Genomic DNA, 21,177 nt, shown 5'->3' on the forward strand with positions numbered 1-21,177 from the left:
ATCGCTTGCCCCGAGACTCACCATGCGCCGTTTGCTGTTCTGCCTGTTGCTTGGCTTTCTGCCCTTGTTTGTAAATGCCACCGAAGCGCCCCGCCCCAAAGTCGGCCTGGTGCTGTCCGGTGGCGCCGCCCGTGGCCTGGCGCACATCGGCGTGCTCAAGGCCCTTGAGGAACAAGGCATCAAGATCGATGCAATTGCCGGCACCAGCATGGGCGCCGTGGTCGGCGGCCTGTACGCCTCGGGCTACAAGATCGATGAGCTGGAAAAACTCGCGCTGAACATCGACTGGCAGCAGGCACTGTCCGACGCCCCGCCACGAGAAGACGTACCGTTTCGCCGCAAGCAGGATGACCGTGATTTTCTGGTGAAGCAGAAACTGAGCTTTCGCGATGACGGCAGCCTCGGCCTGCCGTTGGGGGTGATTCAGGGCCAGAACCTGGCGCTGCTGCTGGAAAGCCTGTTGGCGCATACCAGTGACACCCGCGATTTCGACAAGCTGCCGATTCCGTTCCGCGCCGTGGCCACCGACATCGCCAGTGGCGAAAAAGTGGTGTTCCGCAAAGGTCATTTGCCGCAGGTGATCCGCGCCAGCATGTCGATTCCGGCAGTGTTCGCCCCGGTGGAACTGGACGGGCGGCTGCTGGTGGACGGCGGCATGACCGACAACATCCCGCTCGACGTGGCGCGGCAGATGGGCGTCGACGTGGCGATCGTGGTCGACATCGGCACCCCGCTGCGCAACCGCAAACAACTGACCACTGTGGTCGACGTGCTGAACCAGTCGATCACCCTGATGACCCGGCGCAACTCCGAAGAGCAACTGGCCGCCCTCAAGCCCACCGACGTGCTGATCCAGCCGGCCCTGGCGGCATTCGGCGTGACCGACTTCGGCAAGGCCCAGGAGATGATCGACGCCGGTTACCGCGCCACGCGGATTCTCGACGCCCGCCTCGCTCAGCTCAAACCTCACGAATCCCAGGACGCCGAACTGAATGCCGCCCGCGCCCCAGGGCAGCGCACGCCCATCATCACCGCGATCAGGGTCGAGAACGATTCGAAAGTCGGCGATGAGGTGATCCGCTATTACATCCGCCAGCCGATCGGCGAGCCACTGGACCTCGGCCGACTGCACTCGGACATGGGCACGCTGTACGGCCTCGATTACTTCGAACAGGTGCAGTATCGCGTGGTGCACAAGGGCCAGGATCACACTCTGGTGATCAGCGCCCGGGGCAAGCGCAGCGGCACCGATTACCTGCGGGTCGGCCTGAACCTGTCGGACGACATGCGCGGCGACAGCGCTTTCAACCTCGGCGCCAGTTACCGCATCAACGGCATCAATCGCCTCGGCGCGGAATGGCTGACCCGGGCGCAGATCGGCGACAAACAGGAACTGTATAGCGAGTTCTACCAGCCGCTGGATGTCGGCTCGCGCTACTTCGTCGCACCGTATGCTGCGTTTGAAGCGCAGAACGTCGACTCGGTACTCGACAACGATCCGATCGCCCAATACCGCGTGGAGCGCTATGGTTTCGGCCTCAACTTCGGCCGGCAGATCGGCAACAACGGCGAAATCCGTTTCGGCGTCGGCGAGGCTTGGGGCAAGGCCGACGTGCGAATCGGCGATCAGGACCTGCCAAGCGAAAACTTCACTGAAGGTTTCTACTCGCTGAAGTACTCGTTCGATTCACTGGACAACGTCTACTTCCCCCACGAGGGCAAGGACGTCAGCCTGACCCTGATGCAATTCGAACCGGGTCTGGGCTCGGACACGCGCTACCGGCAATGGGAGTTCAAGCTGGACAAAGCCATGAGCCATGGCCCGGATACGCTGATTCTCGGCGGGCGCTATGGCCGAACGCTGGACGACGCCAACGTGGTGACGTCGAGCTTCCTGCTCGGCGGTGCGCGGCAGTTGTCGGGTTTCCGTGAGGATTCGATTTCCGGGCAAAACGTCAGCCTGATGCGCGCGGTGTATTACCGCCGACTGACGCCGCGCGCTTACCTGCCACTGGATTTCCCGCTGTATGCCGGAGCTTCGCTGGAACGTGGCCGGGCGTGGAACAACGACAATGAATTCGACAGTGGCTACATCAATGCCGCCAGCGTGTTTATCGGCTTCGATACGCCGTTGGGGCCGTTGAACTTCACGTATGGTTTGAATGATGCGAATGAGCAGGCGGTTTATCTGAATCTGGGGCAGACGTTTTGAGTGCTCAGGTGGATTGATATTGCCTGCCCCGACGCCTTCGCGAGCAAGCCCGCTCCCACAGTTGGAATGCGTTCCATTGTGGGAGCGGGCTTGCTCGCGAAGGCGTCAGGACGGGCACCGCATCAGCCAATGACACTCAGATCAGCGAATCCCCGCCAACAAGGTTCTGGCGGTTTGCTTGAGGGGCTCGTCCCCTTCCTTGAGCAACTCATTGAGCAAGGTAATGGCGCTGTCGATATCGCCGTCATCAATACAGGTCTGCGCCTGTTCGAGTTTCCCCGACCCGGCTGCGGGTTCAGGCTCCAGCAACGTCAGCGGCTCCAGCGCCAGAGAGGACGGTGGATCACCGAACGCATTGAGAAAGTCATCATCCAGCGGCTGCGCGTCTGGCTCAGGGATCCATTCCAGCTCCGCCTCCTCGCCGGTCACTGTTTCGGGCAACTCGAAGTCCGCTGGCAGCACCTCGAGACCGGAATCCGATGCAGACAGATCTGCCGGCGGCTCAGGTGCCGAACGACTGTCCTCAAGATCCCAACTGGACGCCATCGACAATTCACCCAGATTCAATTCGAAATCATCCTCTGGCGCAGGAGCAACCGCTGCGGCAGCCGCGACAATCGGCAACACCGGCGCTATCGGTGCAACGCTGTTCAATTTTGGATGACGCTCACGGATCGCGACCAGTTGCTGAGGATCAACCCCTGCATCACGCAGGCGACTTTCCTGCTGGGCATAAGCCGCGCTGTCGCCCTGCCGCCCCAACACTTCGAGCAATTGCACTCCCAGCTCGGTGCGCTCCGGTTCCTTGTCCATGGCATTGCGCAACAGCCCGACGGCCTCGCTCAAGCGCCCGTAGGCCAGGTAAATCCCCACCGCTTCCAGCACATCGCCCGCCACCGGTTCCTCACGGTGTGAGGTGGCTATGTTGATGCTCGCCGATTGCGCGGTTGGCGGGTCTTCAGGATCGATTGGCTGAGCGGCCGGCAGAGCCGCCAGTGGCGCCACTCCCCCCGCCACTTGACGGCGACGGCGTACGAAAAATCCACCGCCCAACAGCCCCAGCAGCACCAGCAAGCCACCGAGCAACGGCCAGTTGAGGCCATCGTCGGCAGCTTCAGGCGCGGTGATGACTGGCGCAGGTGCGGGCGGTGTGACTGCCGGTGCCGGTGGCTTTTGCAGTTCGCTCAAACGCGTTTGCAGATCACTGATCTGCTTTTTGCCGTCGGCCAACTGGACATCCTGCGCCTGCAGTTTTGCGTTGAGCTCCTCGACGGTCTTTTGCAACTGCTGATTGAGCAACACGCTGGCCGCCAATTGCTCGGCCACGGCATCGTTGGCTGGCGCCGCCGCCGGAGGGGGTGGCGCTGAAGGGGCGGCGTCGCGCTTGCCCTGAGCAGCCTGAGGCGCCGCCGTGGCAGGTTCGACGGTGGGAAATTCAGAAGATTGCGGACGTGGATCGGGGTCGTCCGTGGCCGGCACGATGCTCGACGATCCCGGTGGATCGATCAGTACCGTGTACTCGCGCAACAAACGGCCATTGGGCTGATTGAGCTGCACCAGAAAATTCAGAAAGGGTTCATTGACCGGTTTGCGCGAGGTCACCCGGATCATCTGGCGATTGCCATGCAGGATCGGGGTGAACTTGAGGTCATTGAGGAAGAACACCCGCTCGACCCCGGCCCGACCGAATTCATCCGCCGTGGCCAGGCTGGCCGAGAGGTCGCTGGCACTCAGGCCAGCGGCATCCACCAGCGCGATGTCGGCCTTGAGCGGCTGATTGAGGGCCGAGTGGACAGTGATGTCCCCCAACCCCAGCGCCATCGACCAGGTCGAATAGCTGAATACACCAGCGACCAGCAGCCATCTGGCGCCACCGCGCAGTACAACGTGCCGACTTGCGAGCATGAGCATCCCTTAAATAAGCAAAACCGGTTTCTATGCGTTCGCACATCCGGTACGAACACGATATTGCCCAGTAGTTCTTATAGTCTGCTCAGCGCGATCCCTCAAAAAACCTCTGTGCAGTTATGCCTCAAGATTTTTCCAGGTTGCCCAGAATGTGCCCGTGAACCCGCATGCACACCTTCAGATCCGCCTCATCGACGCCTTCGAACAATTCGTGGCGCAGCTGCGTGGCAATGGTTTCGATTTGTTCGATCAGCGGCAGCGCCGGAGCGCAGAGAACGATTTTTTTCGCCCGGCGGTCTTCCATCACGGACTGGCGTTGCACCAGGCCCTGGCTTTCCAGGCTGTCGAGCAAGCGCGCGAGGGTCGGCCCTTCGACACCGACGCTTTGCGCCAGCTCGCGTTGGGTCGGCGCGTCTTCGAAACGCGCCAGATGCAGCAGCACCAGCCAGCGTGCCTGGGACAAGCCCAGACCGGCCAGCCGGCGATCCAGTTCGGCACGCCAGCCACGGGACATCTGGGCCAGTTGCATGCCAAAGCGGTGTTGATCGGTTAACGGCATAAAACACTCATGAGTAGACTGACAAATAGAGAAAAACTAATTATTAGTCAGCTAAGCATGACATTTGGCTATAGGCAAGAGCCGACCTGTACTGAATCGTTACAACTGCCTGACGGTTGGCGCAAACGCCCTCTTACATTTCGAACTCGGATTGCAACGCAGCCCTTACGCAGTAAAGAACGCCTTCCGGAACCCGACCGGCGAACAGCTCGGCGATCTCGGCGACCGACGGCAACTCGCCCTCGCCGTCGAGGAACGCGTCCTGCACTTCGCCCATCAGTTCTTCAGGCAAGTCCAGCGCCTGCTCCAGCGACAGTTGCTGTTTGCCGATGGCCTCGGCGAGCATCGTGTAGACGTTTTTCTCGGAGCACTGCAACTGCCCGGCGATCTGCATCGGGGTCATGCCGGCGCGGGCCAGGGTGATCAGTTCGTGGCGCACGTCAGCCACCACTTTCGGCGCTTCGGCCTCGCCGCCGAGCACTTCGAGGAAGGCCTCGCCGTAACGTTCCAGCTTGCGCGCACCAACGCCGCTGACCCGCGCCATGTCGGCCAGCGAGGTCGGCTGGCTGCGCAGCATTTCCAGCAGGGTCGAGTCGGGGAAGATGACGTACGGCGGCACGCCATGCTCCTCGGCGAGTTTGCGTCGCAGCGCACGCAGGGCTTCCCACTGTTCGCGCTCTTCGCCACGCACCAGCTGACTAGCCGGACTCTTGCTGGCGGTCTTGGCAGTGACCTGCGGCTTGAGGTCGCGGCGCAGTTCCAGGGACACCTCGCCCTTGAGCAATGGCCGGCAGGTGTCGCTCAGGCGCAGGCCACCGTAGCCTTCATGATCGACATCGGCCAGACCACGCGCCACCAGTTGCCGGAACAACGAGCGCCATTCGCTCTCGCTCAGCGCCTTGCCGACGCCGTACACCGACAGGTGCTGATGACCGAAACTGCGGACCTTTTCGTTGTCCTTGCCCAGCAACACGTCCACCAGATGGCCGACGCCATAGCGCTGACCGGTGCGATAGATCGCCGACAGCGCCTGGCGCGCCGGCTCGGTGGCGTCCCAGGTCTGCACGCCGTCGACGCAGTTGTCGCAGTGGCCGCACGGCTCGGGCATGTCCTCGTCGAAGTACGCGAGCAGGGTCTGCCGCCGGCAGCGGGTTTCTTCGCAGAGCGAGAGCATGGCGTCGAGCTTGTGCTGCTCCAGACGCTTGTGGCGCTCATCGCCTTCGGAGTTCTGCAGCATCTGCTTGAGCATCACCACGTCTTGCAGGCCGTAGGCCATCCACGCGTCCGCCGGCAGGCCATCACGGCCGCCGCGACCGGTTTCCTGGTAATAGGCTTCAAGGGATTTCGGCAGGTCGAGGTGCGCGACGAAACGCACGTTGGGCTTGTCGATGCCCATGCCGAACGCCACGGTGGCGACCATGATCAGGCCTTCCTCGTTGAGGAAGCGTTTCTGGTGGTAGGCGCGCAGATCATTGGGCAGACCGGCGTGATACGGCAGCGCCGGGAAGCCCTGCTCGCTGAGGAACGCGGCGACTTCCTCGACCTTCTTGCGCGACAGGCAATAGACGATGCCGGCATCGCTGCGGCGTTCGGCAAGGAACGCGAGCAACTGCTTGCGCGGCTGCTCCTTGGGCACGATGCGGTAGAAGATGTTCGGCCGGTCGAAACTCGACAGGAAGCGCTCGGCGTTCTGCAGGTGCAGGCGCTCGACGATTTCTTCGCGGGTGCGCTTGTCAGCCGTGGCCGTCAGGGCGATGCGCGGGACATTGGGGAATAACTCCGCCAACTGCCCCAGTTGCAGGTATTCGCGACGGAAGTCATGACCCCATTGCGACACGCAGTGCGCTTCGTCGATGGCGAACAAGGCGATCTCGAGGCTTTGCAGGAAGGCCAGCATGCGCGGCTGCACCAGACGTTCCGGCGCCAGATAAAGCATCTTCACTTCGCCACGCTTGATCCGCGCCGCCAGATCACGCTGCTGTTCGGCGCTCAGCGTGGAGTTCAGCGCGGCGGCGGCCACGCCCAGCTCTTCGAGGGTGGCGACCTGATCGTCCATCAACGCGATCAACGGCGAGACCACCACCGCCAGGCCTTCGCGCAGCAGCGCCGGGACCTGGAAGCACAGGGATTTGCCGCCACCGGTAGGCATCAGCACCAGCGCATCACCGCCGCTGGCCACGCGCTCAATGATTGCACCCTGACGGCCACGGAAACTGTCGTAGCCGAAGATGTCCTTGAGGACGCGTTGAGCCTGTTCGAGCATAAAAACTCCAAAAATCTACCGAAACATCCCTGCACAGGCTGGTTCAGGACAGCCAGGGCTGCTTAAACAAAACGTAAGAACGCATTGCAATGACAGCCGCAATACGCGCAGGGAGCGCAAAACGCGGCAGTATACCCGAGCCCTCCCCGGCAAGGGGTGCCGCTGATAAGACTCCGCTAGCCGCCAACACGAAAACCCTGTGGGAGCGGGCTTGCTCGCGAAGGCGGCGTGCCAGTCGATGCAAAAGTGTCTGATACGCCGTATTCGCGAGCAAGCCCGCTCCCACAGGGATATTCGTGTTGCCTGTAATTGCGGCAAATCTGCCGTGCGGCTGGCTTGAGCGCTCAAGAAGGCCTAGAATTCCCGCATTGTTTATTCCCCCAAGGTAGCCCCGTAATGTCCTTCGCTGAGCAACTAACCCGCCTGCAAGTCTTTCTCGACGCCGACGAGCTGCACGAAGAGGCGCTGGATTACGTGGCCGCCCACGGTTACCTGACCGCCCTGTCCATCTGCGCCGAAGACGTGCCGGAGCGCGAGTGGATCGACGCCCTGTTCGCCGAAGAGCCGCATTACAGCAGCGAGGCCCAGCGCGAAGAGATCGAAGCCACGCTGATCGGCCTCAAGGCACACATCGCCCGCCAACTGGCGTCCGACGAAGAATTCGAGTTGCCGTGCGAACTGGACCTGGGCGAAGACCCGGACGACTCCGAACTGCGCGGCTGGTGCATCGGGTTCATGGAAGGCGTGTTCCTGCGCGAAGCGGCCTGGTTCGAGACCGCTGAAGAAGAAGTCAGCGAAATGCTCCTGCCGATCATGGTCGGTTCGGGTCTGTTCGACGAACAGCCCGAGTTCGAAGACATCGCCAAGGACGCCAACCTGATGGACGACATGATCGTGCAGATCCCGGAAGCCCTGACCGCGCTGTACCTGCTGTGCCAGGCCCCGGACGAAAAACCGGCGATCCTCAAGCCTCGTCATCACTAAGATCCGGCCTATGGACAACCCCATAGGCAACCGCTCCCTGATGTTGCGCTACATCCTGCTGGCCATCGGCTGGCTCAGCGTGGCATTGGGGGTGATCGGGATATTCCTGCCGGTCCTGCCTACCACCCCCTTCCTTCTGCTCGCAGCAGCCTGCTTCGCGCGCAGCTCTCCACGTTTCTATCAATGGCTGGTCGAGCACCCACGGCTCGGGCCATGGATCCGCGACTACCTCGATGGCAACGGCATCCCGCTCAAGGGCAAGGTCTACGCGATCGGGCTGATGTGGGCGAGCATTCTGTTCTCGTGTTACCTGGTGCCACTGCCGTGGGCGCGGGGATTCATGTTGACCAGCGCGGTGCTGGTGACCGTGTACATCCTGCGGCAGAAGACCATGGATAAACCCTGAACACCGCCCCTCCCGCTACGTCCACTTTCATCCCCGATACAAGGCATCAGCCTGTCTAAATCCTGGGTTGCGATTCCGGCACTCAAGCGTCCAACCACTGACCGCTCTCGGTATCCCTTCGATGGCGCCACCAGCCCGCGTCAAGCCATGGCTTTGCCTTTGCAGCGCATGACCGCTCATCGAAAACCCGCGCCTACCTGTTAGTTCTGACAGTAGCCAGGGTTCGCCACATCGGGCCCAATCAAGTAACGCCTCCCTGGCAGAACCGCATAACCTTCGATGAGGTTTTTCGTCATGACGCACTTTCACTCATTCCTGTTTCCACCCTTGCAGACCGACACGTCTTTACTGCAACTGCGCCCCTTGCGGATTTCGGACCTCGTAGCACCGATCGTCGATGGGCACGGCGGTATCAACTTCAAGAACTATTACCGCTATCCCGACGGTTTGTTCTGTGCCGTCGACGCGTACGCCGCGCCCATGCGCGAAGGCGACAAGCTGGATATCTATTGGGGCAAGGACGACAAGATCTTTACCCGAGTGTTGGATGATGAAGATGAGATCAACAAACCGGTGTTTTTTTTCCTGCCGGTGACAAACATCCTTCCCGGCTGGGCTGACGAGGTCTACTACATCCTGACCCGCGCGGACAACAAACCCCCAGAGGATCCCTCCACGCCCTTGCGAATACTGGTGAAACTGGATCTACCCGGCGGCAACGACGTAGACCCCCATAAGCCCGGACACTCAAATCTACACATCGTGCAACTGCCGCGCGACGTCATCGTTAACGGCGTGGATGCCGATTGGGCAGCCAGGGGGGTGCCGATGGTCATTCCACCCTACCCGAACATCGCCGTGCGCGACGTTATCCTCGTGAAATGGGGCAAGGCCTCCCTCGATCCTCATATCGTCAGCGCCGACGAGGCCGCCGGCACAACGCCTATCGTTATCACAATCCACAAGGACAAAATTGTCGCCGGTGGTGACGGCGACGGGCTGGTGGTGGATTACGATATCCATGACGAGGTGCTCAACTACTCCGAGAAACGCTCCCAGAGCACTACCGTCAACGTCATGTCCGGAGAGCGACTGCTGGATGAACCGATTATCCAGGACTCAAAAAACGGCACCCTCTATCTCGGCGAGCTGGAAGATCGCGATGCCAGCGTGGAGGTTCACGCCTCCGGCAGCCCTTTCAAACGGGGTGACACCATCACCATGAACTGGGAAGGCACAACACAGACCGGCGAAACGTTGCCCAACCAACAATCCAAAATCCTGGAAAATCTGCCCAGCAATCTCAAGTTTCAGATTCCGAATGCGCAGGTCCGGGCGCTTGAAATGGGATCCGCCAAGGCATCGTATGTGCTCTACGATAAAGAAAATGGCACTGGGCTCAGCTCCAGGCACGGACTCGCCCAGGTGAAGCCCGGGGTGCCCAGGGTGCCCGCGCCGGTCCTCAAGGAGGCCTCAAACGGTAAGGTGAACGCCGATATCACGTCGGCCACCGTGGACATTCAGTACCCGGGCATGGCCGCGGGCGAAACCGTCAACATGGCCTGGCTGGGCACCAAGGCCAATGGCAATCCCTACTTGTATGAGGCACAGCACATCGTCAGCCCGGATGACGTGAAAAACCTCCTCGTGACCTTGCACGTGCCGGGTAAACATCTGCGAGTGCTGAAGAACGGCACACTGAATCTGTTCTACCGGGTGTCCGGCGACGAGTCGAAATGGCGGGGCCTGAATGAGTCCGGGCATCAGCAGATCGAAGTGTTGCAATTCACCTGAGTCACCGGCCAAAGGCCTGCAAAAAAACGCCTCGCGAAGGCGAGGCGTTTTTTATCGGGGGTTGCACCCGGTCAGGATCAGGACGTTTACCAGGCCCAGCGCAGACCGACATTCACCCCATACGGCTGCTCGATGTTCTTGCCATTGCTGTAATCGAAATCGGCATGCACCTGCAGGTCCTTGGTCACGGCCAGGGCCATGCCTGCACCCAGCACACCACGGGTGCCAGACAGGTCGTTGTTGAACTGATTGTTGTCGTTGACCGTCACGCGGTTGTTGTTGATGAACTCGTGCTGCACTGCCGCACGCACATAAGGCTGGGCGACCATGCCATTGTCCATGTTGAAGGTGCGACCCACCGTGGTACCGGCTTCGCCTAGCACCGAGCGGCTGCGATCGCCGTCGGCCTGCATGCCGTTGTCCAGATCAAAGTTGTCACCCTGTACCACAGCGGTCGACAGTTTGCCGTACGGTTCGACGAAGTAACCGCCGCCCAGTTTGATCTGACGCCCGAACTCCGCCGAAGCGCTCACCCCGGAGTTGTCGTAACTGCCCTTGGCACGGGTGCCATCGCTCAAACCGACTTTGGTGTCATTCCGGAAGCGGTTGAACTTGAGCTGAGCGTCGAAGTAGTAGCCGCTCTGCGCGTCGATCCAGGTCACATAGGGCCCCAGATAGTAGCTGTCGACCGTACCCGACGTTCCCTGCGCAACGTCAAGGTCGGTATGGCTGTAGCCACCCATGATCCCCCCGACCCACGCGCTGTCACCCAGATGCGTGTCCACACCGACGGACACCCCCTGTTGGGTCTGCTGATAACCCACGCCGGAAGCGGCATTGATGTTGTATTTGTTGCCGTAGGTGCGCATCCACAAGCCGGTATCGCCGCCACTGAAACGCAGCTCGCCCATGCGGCTGCGCAACGTTGCCGCCTCGGCATACAACAGCGTCACCGGGGCGTTGAACAGCGCCAGTACCGATTTGGCGCCGGGGCTGATGGTCTTGGTGGTCGGGTCGAGAAACCATTCCGTACCGCCCGTCCCTGCGGCTCGCTGATCCAGGTCATACGACCAGGCACCGAGATCGACACGCCCGCCTCTCAGGGCAAATTGCGCATCGCCGGCGGCGGTGTGCACCAGAGTCAACTGTTGGGGGTTCACCGCGTCCAGACCGGACGCAGCCACCAGCAACCCGAACTGCCCGCTGGCCACGCCCGTGACATTGAGCAAGTCGTGCTGGCCCGTGGCGAAATTGCCTTTCATTTCGATCGTACTGGAACCGTCCGGCGAACCGGCCAGTGTGCCGACGTTCAACTGGTAGAACGTGTTGGGCACATCCTGCGCACCAAAGCGAACTGTCCCGCCATTCATGGCGAGTGTTCCTACAGTGTCGTTGCCGGCCAGGGTCCAGACCGAACCACTGTAGATGGTTACGCCGCTGGCGTTGTCGAGGCGGCCGGTCAGTTGCGAGTGGTTCTGCAGAGTGACGTTGGCGGTCGATCCACCGTCCACCAGCACGTCGCCCTTCATGTTGCCCTGATCGAAGGTGAGATTGGCGGTACTGTTGCCGGTGACGTTAACGTTGCCTTGCAGCGTGCTGTCGCTGACAGACATGCCCGCGGTGGAAGCGCCCTGCACCGTCAGCACGTTGCCGTTGCCCCCCGTCAGGGAGGACTGGTTCAACACATCAAGGGTGGCATTGATGCCCTTGTCCACAAGAATCGCATCACCGGTGCGACCTTCCACACTGGCGTTGTCGAGCCGCAGTGAATTGTTGCCCAGGCCCGAGGGATCCCTGCCCATGGTCACCCCGGTCTTGTCGCCGCTGATAACAGTGTTTGCGGAGGCGCGTACATCCCCCCCCAATATGCTCAGGCCGGTACTGTCAGCCCCTGTGCCCGTCACCTGACTGTTGATGAGCGTGAGCGTGCTCAAGCCGGTGACCTGCGCACCGATTTCCCCACCCTTGAATTGACTGTCGGTTGCAGTGACCGTGGAGCCCAGGGTCGAGCCGATAGACCGATTGACCGCCAGCCCCATAAAGTTGCTGGTCACGATGGCGCGAGTGAGATCACCCGTGCTGCTGGTTATGCGGATACCCTCCTGCCCACTGTTGGCATTGACCGTTGCGCCGTTGATATTCAACGTTGATCCGGACGTGACAGACAGACTCTGGGTGGTGGCCCCCGCGATGTTCAGCACACTTGCGTTGCGTACCAGATAATCGCTCAGCGGTGTGCTTGCATCGATATTCAGCGTATTGCCGTTATCGACAATAACGGCGGCAAAAGAATGCCCGCCGGTAAAAAAAAATGCTGGCAGCACGACCAGCATTTTAAAGAGTCCTGCCGCAGCATTTTTTTGCAGCGAAACATGGTTTTTGTTCATGACGTGGCTTCCTGAATGTTCATCACCTCACGTCTTTCAGAAGAAAGGCCAAAAGACTGTAAGAGGCGCGAACAATACCTATCCGGGTCAATGAAAAATGTAGGAGAAGTCCTAGCTCCGGACGGAAAAGTCCTTTCCCGCTCGAGGAATGATCCGCCTGTTTCAACAACCGTTTCAGCGAGGACACGGGAGGCGTAGCCGCCTCCCGTGGTTCCTTGGAAACGCATTGAATCAGGTAGGCAACGGGCAAGTTCCGCCATCACCCGGGACGACCAGGTAGACCCTGACCGCATGCGGTTTTGAGTCCGTCTCGCGCCCGTTAATGACAGCCGTATAATGCACGCGACCCCACGCATTCAGAGTCGCGAGGAAGGGCGCGTATGGGATCTTCACAATGAAGCCGAGCGCGGCTTCCTGAGCTGTCGGTGTGTAGGGCACCTCCAGGAATGTCCCGGGTTTGGGGTTTGCACCGCCGGCGTCGGTATAGCCCTGATAGGTGAATATCAGCTCTTGATCCGCCAGTGCCAATTCCCCACCCGGGACCTGCACCTCGACCACCACACCCTGGTTGGGATCCCGGCGCAAGGATCCGCAGTTCAGCCAGGCAGTAAAGTCGGGATCAAGGTGTAAAAATACCGGATCAGGGACAGTGTCTACTTGAATCAGCACATCCACATTCCGAGGTTCTGAAATATCTACGTTGTCGTTCAGGGGATGACCGATGACGTAAGCCATCGGGTGCGTTGGATCACCGTTACCTGCCGCCGCAAAAACGCTCCAGTCGACTTCCCACTGCAGAGATGTGGGAATAACGTCTGGAATGGTAATAAGGCCACCATCCGCCTCAGAAACAAGCTGGCCCGCATATCGAAGTTGAACAGTGTCATCTTCCTTGGCGTCGGTATAGATATTGACCGTGACAGTAACATCCTCATCCTTGTCGGCTTCTCGCAACGTATTGACAGTGCCCCCGGAATTTCCCTGAACCGTCACCAACGCCAGATTTGGATTGGTCGGGTCTGGATTATCAGGATCAATCGGCAGACCGGGCTTTCGCAAATCAACATCAACATTTTTGGAAATCGGAGTTGGCGGATAATAGGTGCTGCCGCGTTTGATTTGGTAGCTCACCGCTACCGTTTTTTCACCAGGGTCGTTGTTGAACACGTCTTTGAACGAAATATCGACGTAACACGGGAAATTGTTGATGGGCTTCGCCACCTGCAGAATGCCGTCGTAGGTCACCACCAACTCATCTCCCGGCATGTAGTGGGTGTATTCGTCAAGGATTCCCACGCCCAAAGGCGTTTGCGCATCCTTCAGATCGACCAGACCGTCACCGACACTGTCATACAGCGGAATACTAAGGGGCAACAGCCCCTCGGGTGGGTCTGTCAGAACGACCTTAATGGTGATTGAATCAGAAAAAATACTTCTGTTTCCCTTACGGTCGGTAATTCTGTAAAAAAGCGCGTGATTCCCTTCACCTGTCTTGAATACTTGTTCAGCGGTGAGTTCAAGCACGACCTTATCGGTGGTATTAACCCTGGTGAACGAATCGATAACCTCTGCCAACGGTATCGAGTCCCCATATAACACCTCTATAAAATCGCCAATCCTCTCATCTCCATAATCAGGAATCGTAAGCTCTACAAAATCATAGTCGTCCAGATATTTTTTGGTAACACCATTATCTTTCACTTCTTTCGGAATAATAAGCTCAAAAAACGGGTGTGGAGCAGTTCTATCAACATTGAACACCAAAGGAACAGAGTCACTGGGATTACCGCCTTGATTGATAAAGTATCCCAACTCATGTGGCCCCGGCTTATCGGTGTATCCGGCAGGCAACGTCATTTCGATTTCAAGAACAGTATCGTCCAGCGGCGTCTCATAAGTGTATCGAGTAGAGGCTATCCGACGTCCGTCAAACGTCAGTTCAATGAAGCCCTCTACTACCTCCGTTTCGCCAGCCTCCGCAGGCCTTGGAACCAGGCACTTGAAAGGCTTTCCCTGCAGGCTCAGCGGAATCTGATTTTTGTCATCATCCGACGTATCGGGTAGAAATGGGTTTTCTGGATCCACTTTGATGACGGGCGCATCAACTTTTGTAACAGCACGGCGAACTTTCAGATAATCGACCCGACTTTGTTCAGCGGGCGTCAATGGTTTCGGATTTGCCATTTTTCAGCTCCTTCAGAAACGGGCTTTATCTGCCCGGGATTTTGTCAATCAACTAACGCCCAAAACGCGGGCACAACACTCTCTGTCAGCCACGAATAAACACTCGTGACTGTCCCGACTAAAACCGGCTAATGCACTTTAATGAATCAATTACCCGCTACGGTTCCGTGCAGGTTTCATTAGTGGGTGAGCACACTGCACCACTGGGCATGGTTCTATTGATAATCACGAAATCTTTTTTTGAAACACCCTGCCCACCCGTGAACTTTTTCAAGGTGTAATAACATAATGCCGAACCCTTGTTTTCCATCGGCGCTATCAATCTTTCATAATCGGTTACATGCACTTCAAAACCGTTTCTTGCCTGATCCGCACTCAAAATGGTCAAGAACCGTTCCGCGGCCCCGGGAATGGGCGTGGTGCCATTTAGTCCCTCGCATCCCTGCCAGAACAAAGTCACGATGTCCTTCTCGTCAAACGCCGGGTTGCCTTCAATCCTCACGCGCACCCGCTCCCAGAGACGCGGTTTCGCACAGCAGTCAAGCCTCCCTTCGATGCCAGCGTCAGGGAACGAAGGCTCTTTGAGACCTTCGATAATGATGATCGACACCTTGACGGGCGTGAATGGAGCCAGTTGCTGGTTGATGCCATTGCTGGTGGTGTAATGGACCGGCAACGCCGGGTTCTGCCGGTCCTGGTCAATGACCGACCATGGAATATTGAACGGCACTCTCTTGCCGGCAACGTCACCGGTCTGGACGATGTATTGCGCCACGGGCGCACTGATGCTCCCCCAATAAACTTCGATCGTGTGTCCCGGTTCAGGTGCGTCGAACAAGGTCAGGAAGCCGTCGGCGTCCTCGCCGAAATCTTCGGTGAGCAATGTGTTCAGCACCTTGGAGTTGGCGCCGTAGATCTCCAGCAAGGCAAGCTTAGGGTTCAACAACGCCGGCGCATTGGCGTGATCCTGGCCTGCCACCGTCAGGTTCACCGACACCAGGGTTTCCATTGATGGCTTGCTATCGACGCCCCCAGTGCGCACGCGGTAAGTGACACGAGCATTCACCGGCCCCAGCCCCTTGGCTGTGAGCGCACTCCACGGCACAGGGATCACGCAAGGAAAGTTGGCCGGGTCGACATCCTGCGGCGGCAGAACAGTGCCATCCCAGTCCAGCAGTATCTGATCGCCGCTCAACGGATTGTCATAGGCATCGATTTCGACCGTCACCGCCCCTTGATTGACCGCCCCCTCCCGAGCGTGCTGACGATCGATCAAGCCTCTGTCCGACAGGGGGATGCGCGGAGGCTTGTGAATGGGTGCCGCCGGGGTCAGATCGACGAACACAGGCAGCGGCCGCGAGCGCGGTCCCCGGTTTCCGGCCCAGTCGCGCAAGCGATAATAGATGTATCGCTGCCCATGACCGCGCAGGCGAATATCGTCTGCGTAGACGGTGATGATCAGTTGATCGTTATCGATATCAAACTGACTGAACGCCTGCTCGCGGATTTCGGTTTCGAAGTCCGGTGGCGTGCTGGTGTCCGTCCAGTAATAAATCGCCCGGTCACGGGCCTTCACGTCCAGATAAAGGCGTACTTTGAAACGAACCTGACCGTGCTCGTCCAAATAGTCATCGGTGATGTTGCCCACAAGATCCAGCAGCTCCAGCATCGCCGGTTCCTGGCCGTCATCGGGCGGCACTCTATCGACGGTGATGGTTTTTTTCAGCGATTCCGATGGGTTGCCACCAATCACCAGCTTGTACGACAGGTCGTAAACGCCAGATGCCAGCTGCCCTTGAGGCACCGAAACAATCTTGTCACCCGGATCAATGGGAATATTGAACGGGAACACACCCGCCGTGTTGTCATCAAAGGGAAGTCCCGCTCGCCTGAGCCCCACCAACACGACGTCTTTTACGAATTCCGGCTCTGTCGAGAAAGTCCACGCCGGAATCGTGACTCTCAAATCGCGGTTCAATACATCGCGAGGTAATAGCCCGTCCGGGCTTTCATTACCCTCTTCGTCTTTCAGGATATCCGGAACAATCGGCTCTGGTGGAGCCACAAGACTTGTTTCGTCATCGCCACGCGCGTGTTGCGAATCCATCGACGACTCTTCTGGGGGCACCATTGCGAAGCTCCACGGCAATTGATCGGGCAGTGTTCTCGCGCAGAGCAGTCGTGAAGATAAAACGGGCTGTTGACTGACGATGGCGTGGAACGCTTGTGACCCAATTAGATGCCTGCCGGAAAAAGCTGACTACTGTCAGAAATACTAGGTTTGCTTACCGTTCGTCGGAGAATCGATGGAAATGGCTGAACAGTCAGCCCAGCGTGAGGCTGCATTTTTGTTGAGCAGAATGGGTATTGAAGTCGCCGCGCGACCCAGCGGGAGCAGACTCACGCCACAGGTTGCGGTTCACCGCAGAGTCGAATTCCCTGCGGCAGCGCCTACTGGGAAGTAGTTTCAGGAAGGCAACACCCGAACCCCGACCGTTCATCGCAAACCCCTGCCTACCTGTAATTTCTGACAGTAGCCAACCCGCCTCACCTGAGCCTTAAATCCCTGTGCCGCCCCTTTCCAACCGGAGTTGCCAGCATGCTCATTCAACCGTCCAGAAAAATTCCCAAGGACCTGCGTGAACCGGAAATCCCCGGCCGCACGGAACCGCAACTGCCCTCCGGCGAATGGGGCATCAACTACGCCGCCGCGCTGGGCAACTTCACAAACGGCCTGAAGGTGCACGTTCTGCCCTATGCCGATATGAAACTGGGTGACGGGATCGAGCTTGAGTTCGATGGTGCCACCGTCGACCAGCAGACCCTCACGCAAACAGCTCAATTAGGTCAACGGGTGACACTCTGGGTCGAGCCGAGACACAGCACCAACGGCTCACACACACTCGGCTATACCATAAAGCGCGCCAACCAGACCCCCGAACCCTACAAGCCGCCAGTAGCGATCTATATCAAGCTCGACCTGCCCGGCGGCCAGGATCTGGATCCCGATCCCGGTCAACATTCCGAGCTGTACCAGTACATCGATCCGCGCATCATCGCCGACGGCGTGGACAAGGAAACCGCCAGAAATGGCGTGAAAATCACCATCAAGGCCAAACCCGGCAGCCTTTCGAAACGGCCCTATCCGAACTGCGCCGCAGGTGATGTGATCATCGTCAGCTGGGGTGGCGTGCGGATTCGCTCCGCACCGGTCACTCAGGCACAGGTTGACGATCCGGATGCCCATCCGATCGAGGTCAACGTCACTGAAGCGGACATCCTCCGGGCCGGGGATTCGGGCCCCCTGGGGGTCCCCGTGACGTTTACCATCCTTGATCTGGTGAACAACGCGGCGCAAGACTGGTGCAGCGAAACGCGCATCGTCGTCGACACCGGCAACTCGCGACTGGCTGCGCCCATCCTTGAGCAGGCCAACGGCAACTTGCTGCACCTCGACACTCTGAAAGATGAAGAACTGGAGCTGAAGGTCTGGGCCACGTCGCCGGACTTCCAGGAAAACGACGTGATCATCATGTACATCAATGGCAGCACACTGGACGGCGCTCCCGTGGCGCACGACGCTCGCCAGATCATCGACAAAGAACCGCCGCTGGTGGTCAGCGTTTTTCTGCCCAACAGCGCCGCACGGGAGCTGGCCAAAACCCAGGCGCTGTTCTTCTACGAGCTGGAACGTGGCGGCACAGTGATTCAGCGCTCCAGGGGCCTCTTCATCAACATCATCGGCGACCCCTATCGCCTCGCCGCGCCGATCGCCGAAGATGCCGTGGACGGTGCGCTCAAGCCCGACCTGGAGCAAGTGAGCATCCGCATCCCTCATGACGATCGCTTCGAAGAAGACATGGGCATTGAGCTCAAATGGCTGGGCACCCAGGCCGACCTGATCACGTATGACCCGCAGTTGGACTTGCATATCCTCAGCGCGACCGACGCCAGCAACCCGCTGGGTTTCATCATCAAGGTGGATGGCGTCCGGCACCTCAAGTTGCTCAAGGGCGGCACGCTGGACCTGTCCTACAACCTGCTCAGCGACGAGGACGGTGTAGTCGTCAGGCGGGCATCGCAGCATGCAGAGCTGCTGACCGTGGGAGAAGCACAACTGGAACTGGTGCCCCCGATCGTCCAGGGTGAAGAGAACGGCATCCTGGAACCCGATGATCTGCCCGACGGCACAAGCAAAATCACTTGCCCGAACCCGCTCGCCAACCCGACCAAACCCCAGGACGTGGTCACCTGGCTACTGCGTGATGCCAATGGCGCGCTCCTGGACGAAGGCAGCAAAACCCTGAACGCCCTCACTGCCGGCAGACCCGTGGATTTCCCGCTTGATGCAGCCTTTGTGCAGAAGCATTTCGAAGCGCGGCGCGGGGAGAAACTCAGCGTCAGCTACAGCATCCTGCGGTTCGAGACGGGCAAGACCAGTTACTCGAATCCGTTGGTTTTTGTCGTCGGGGAAGTGGTGGAGTGGGTGCCGCCTACTATCGACTCGGTGAAGGGATTACCCAGCGACGTTGAAATCCCGGATGGCGGCTCCACTCCTGATATTTCGCTGGTATTTGCCGGCGAAGGCCACGCCGGGCAGCAAATCGAGCTACTGGACGAGGGCGTGGTGATCTTCACACCGATTGCCGTGGATGCCGCAGGCAAGTGGTCTCATACGCTGACGGCACAGGCATTGGGTGATCACAGATATTCGGTGAAAGCTTTGTATGGAGGCGGGTCAGAGTCGGCGGCGTGGGTGGTAACCGTGACGGCTTCCGATGCACCGAGCATTACCTCAGCGAGAAACTCCGTAGGCCAGTTGATTTTGCGTGGCGGTGACACACCAGACAGAACGATTGTCCTGTACGGCAACGCAAGTAACGGCCAGAAAATCGAAATACTGGATAACCTCATACCCGTAGGAGAGGTCTATGCGGACTCGCAAACGGGGGATTGGTCATTCACCTTGATGGGGCTTGACGCGTCAACCCACAACTTCGTCGCCAAGGCTTTGTATGGCAGCGAACAGCCTTCTGTCCCCTACCTCATCGTCGTTATAGAAACGCGGGATGTCTGCGAAATCTGGCTGCAACCGAGCACCGGAGGAACAGGCGGGGTTGTTCCAGCAAACGGCAGCACTTTGCAATTTGCGGATTACCGAAGCATGCGGCTGGGTTTTCAGATCATAACCTTTGCTAAAGGAGACCACGTCGTCACCTTAAGCAGCCCCATGAGCGAAACCCTGAGTTACACCGTAAAAATCGTAAACCCGGGTATCCGCGAATATGGGGTATGGATTTTCACAATCAACGGACCGGAGGTCTACACGGCGAACTTTTACGGTCCCACCGGGCAGCAGCTGACTGCGCCCTACACCGTCAAATTCATTTGATGAGTGCTTGCTGTTCAATGCGTGCGAATCCGTGGCGTCGGCGGGGTGAATCTCAATGAGTTTGCAGGCTCGAACTCACATTGGAATGTGGCCCCCTGCAGGCCTTCGCCTGCTCGCGATGGGGCCACAACTGCTGGCGCCTATTCCTTGGGCACCACGTTGTCCAGCGCCTGATTCACCGCCAACTCCCCCAGCATCACCACTTGGGCAATGCCCAGCGCGGTATTGCGGCTCGGCCCCTCCAGCATCCCGGCGAAGTCACCGAGCATGACCGTGGCCGAGGCCAGGGATTCGCACGCGTTGGCCAGCAGGGATTCGGTGTCGGTTTGCGGGTTGACCCTGAACATGCTGCTGGGGGTGTAAGGCGTCGCCATGATGTGCGCGGGCGCGAGGTAGTGGTCGAGGGCGCGTTCGGTCGCCGCTTTTATCTTCTGTGGGTCGAGGGCCGGGTCGTACGGAATTGGATCGACGTCCGGGGGGATGGGTGTGGCTTTGAACATGGATGAAACTCCGTATCGAGAAATAGGAGCCATCACCCTCGCTACCAAACGATGGGTGGCGGCCATGCGCGGGTTGGTAGACCGGTCGATACGGAACCCGGCGCTCACGAGTGAGCCCCACGCATGTCCACCATATAAAGCTGAGCCGCAAAAGAGAGGCTGCATAAGGTGATGCCATACGACCGTACCGAAATGGGCTACCAAACCCGATCACTGATTTGCAGTGACAGGGAAACGATAAGCCCGACGCATAGCCGTGTAAGCCGGCGGATTCTGGCGTACGCGTAGGTAACGGCGCAAGGCGTTGTAGCCGTTATGGCGTAACGGTTCGTGTACTTTAAACGTGGTTGCGAGGGTGCGTTTATGTGCGGAGTCTGCTCTGTTGTTTTGATGTTGTCTGGCAGGCCGCTTTCGCGAGCAGGCTCGCTCCCACAGTTGGAATGAGTGCATTCAGTTGGGGATTGGTCGGCTCGTAGGCCGCCATCGCTGGCAACCCAGCTCCCACAATTTGACCGAGAGCATTCAGTTAGGGATTGGTCGGCTCATAGTCCGTCATCGCCAGCAGGCTGGCTCCCACAATTGGATTGG

Annotated in this window: 12 protein-coding genes; 5 read left to right on the forward strand and 7 right to left on the reverse strand. The window is 59.0% G+C overall.

Going from position 1 to position 21,177, the window contains the following annotated elements:
• Window positions 1-22 precede the first annotated feature (22 nt).
• A complete protein-coding gene (locus tag JFU48_RS29315; RefSeq protein WP_201138430.1) occupies window positions 23-2,212 on the forward strand; it encodes a patatin-like phospholipase family protein in 2,190 nt (729 codons plus the stop codon).
• 141 nt (window positions 2,213-2,353) lie between these two features.
• Here JFU48_RS29315 and JFU48_RS29320 read toward each other — a convergent pair whose 3' ends face one another.
• The 3 genes from JFU48_RS29320 to recQ form a co-directional block, all read right to left on the reverse strand.
• Complete coding sequence (locus JFU48_RS29320; protein WP_201138431.1) at window positions 2,354-4,117, reverse strand: FimV/HubP family polar landmark protein; 1,764 nt, start codon at window positions 4,115-4,117, stop codon at window positions 2,354-2,356.
• 127 nt (window positions 4,118-4,244) lie between these two features.
• Complete coding sequence (locus JFU48_RS29325) at window positions 4,245-4,679, reverse strand: MarR family transcriptional regulator (protein ID WP_027613988.1); 435 nt, start codon at window positions 4,677-4,679, stop codon at window positions 4,245-4,247.
• Between the two features lie 133 nt (window positions 4,680-4,812).
• The gene (gene recQ / locus JFU48_RS29330; RefSeq protein WP_201138432.1) at window positions 4,813-6,942 is read right to left on the reverse strand and encodes a DNA helicase RecQ; all 2,130 of its coding nucleotides are present in this window, start codon (window positions 6,940-6,942) and stop codon (window positions 4,813-4,815) included.
• 396 nt (window positions 6,943-7,338) lie between these two features.
• Between recQ and JFU48_RS29335 the strand changes: the two genes are divergently transcribed.
• The 3 genes from JFU48_RS29335 (at window position 7,339) to JFU48_RS29345 (ending at window position 10,126) form a co-directional block, all read left to right on the forward strand.
• Window positions 7,339-7,926 carry a UPF0149 family protein gene (locus JFU48_RS29335; RefSeq protein WP_201138433.1) on the forward strand — a complete coding sequence of 196 codons (588 nt, stop codon included), beginning with the start codon at window positions 7,339-7,341 and terminating at the stop codon, window positions 7,924-7,926.
• A gap of 10 nt (window positions 7,927-7,936) precedes the next feature.
• The gene (locus JFU48_RS29340; protein ID WP_201138434.1) at window positions 7,937-8,332 is read left to right on the forward strand and encodes a YbaN family protein; all 396 of its coding nucleotides are present in this window, start codon (window positions 7,937-7,939) and stop codon (window positions 8,330-8,332) included.
• A 294-nt stretch (window positions 8,333-8,626) separates the two neighbouring features.
• Window positions 8,627-10,126: a hypothetical protein gene (locus JFU48_RS29345; protein ID WP_201138435.1), complete on the forward strand. Its 1,500-nt coding sequence runs from the start codon at window positions 8,627-8,629 to the stop codon at window positions 10,124-10,126.
• Window positions 10,127-10,212: 86 nt separating this feature from the next.
• On the opposite strand, the gene JFU48_RS29350 is transcribed toward JFU48_RS29345, so the two are convergent.
• The 3 genes from JFU48_RS29350 to JFU48_RS29360 form a co-directional block, all read right to left on the reverse strand.
• On the reverse strand, window positions 10,213-12,459 hold the full coding sequence (locus tag JFU48_RS29350) for an autotransporter outer membrane beta-barrel domain-containing protein (RefSeq protein WP_342216071.1): 2,247 nt from the start codon (window positions 12,457-12,459) through the stop codon (window positions 10,213-10,215).
• Between the two features lie 285 nt (window positions 12,460-12,744).
• On the reverse strand, window positions 12,745-14,697 hold the full coding sequence (locus tag JFU48_RS29355) for a hypothetical protein (protein WP_201138437.1): 1,953 nt from the start codon (window positions 14,695-14,697) through the stop codon (window positions 12,745-12,747).
• A gap of 157 nt (window positions 14,698-14,854) precedes the next feature.
• Window positions 14,855-16,804 carry a hypothetical protein gene (locus tag JFU48_RS29360; protein WP_242486729.1) on the reverse strand — a complete coding sequence of 650 codons (1,950 nt, stop codon included), beginning with the start codon at window positions 16,802-16,804 and terminating at the stop codon, window positions 14,855-14,857.
• Window positions 16,805-17,296: 492 nt separating this feature from the next.
• Here JFU48_RS29360 and JFU48_RS29365 point away from each other — a divergent pair, with 492 nt between their 5' ends.
• Entirely contained in the window at window positions 17,297-20,089 is a 2,793-nt protein-coding gene (locus JFU48_RS29365; protein WP_201138439.1) for an Ig-like domain-containing protein, read from the forward strand.
• 140 nt (window positions 20,090-20,229) lie between these two features.
• On the opposite strand, the gene JFU48_RS29370 is transcribed toward JFU48_RS29365, so the two are convergent.
• On the reverse strand, window positions 20,230-20,589 hold the full coding sequence (locus tag JFU48_RS29370; RefSeq protein ID WP_201138440.1) for a DUF6124 family protein: 360 nt from the start codon (window positions 20,587-20,589) through the stop codon (window positions 20,230-20,232).
• Window positions 20,590-21,177 lie beyond the last annotated feature (588 nt).

The organism is Pseudomonas sp. TH49 (genome assembly GCF_016650625.1).
GTDB lineage: Bacteria > Pseudomonadota > Gammaproteobacteria > Pseudomonadales > Pseudomonadaceae > Aquipseudomonas > Aquipseudomonas fluorescens_H.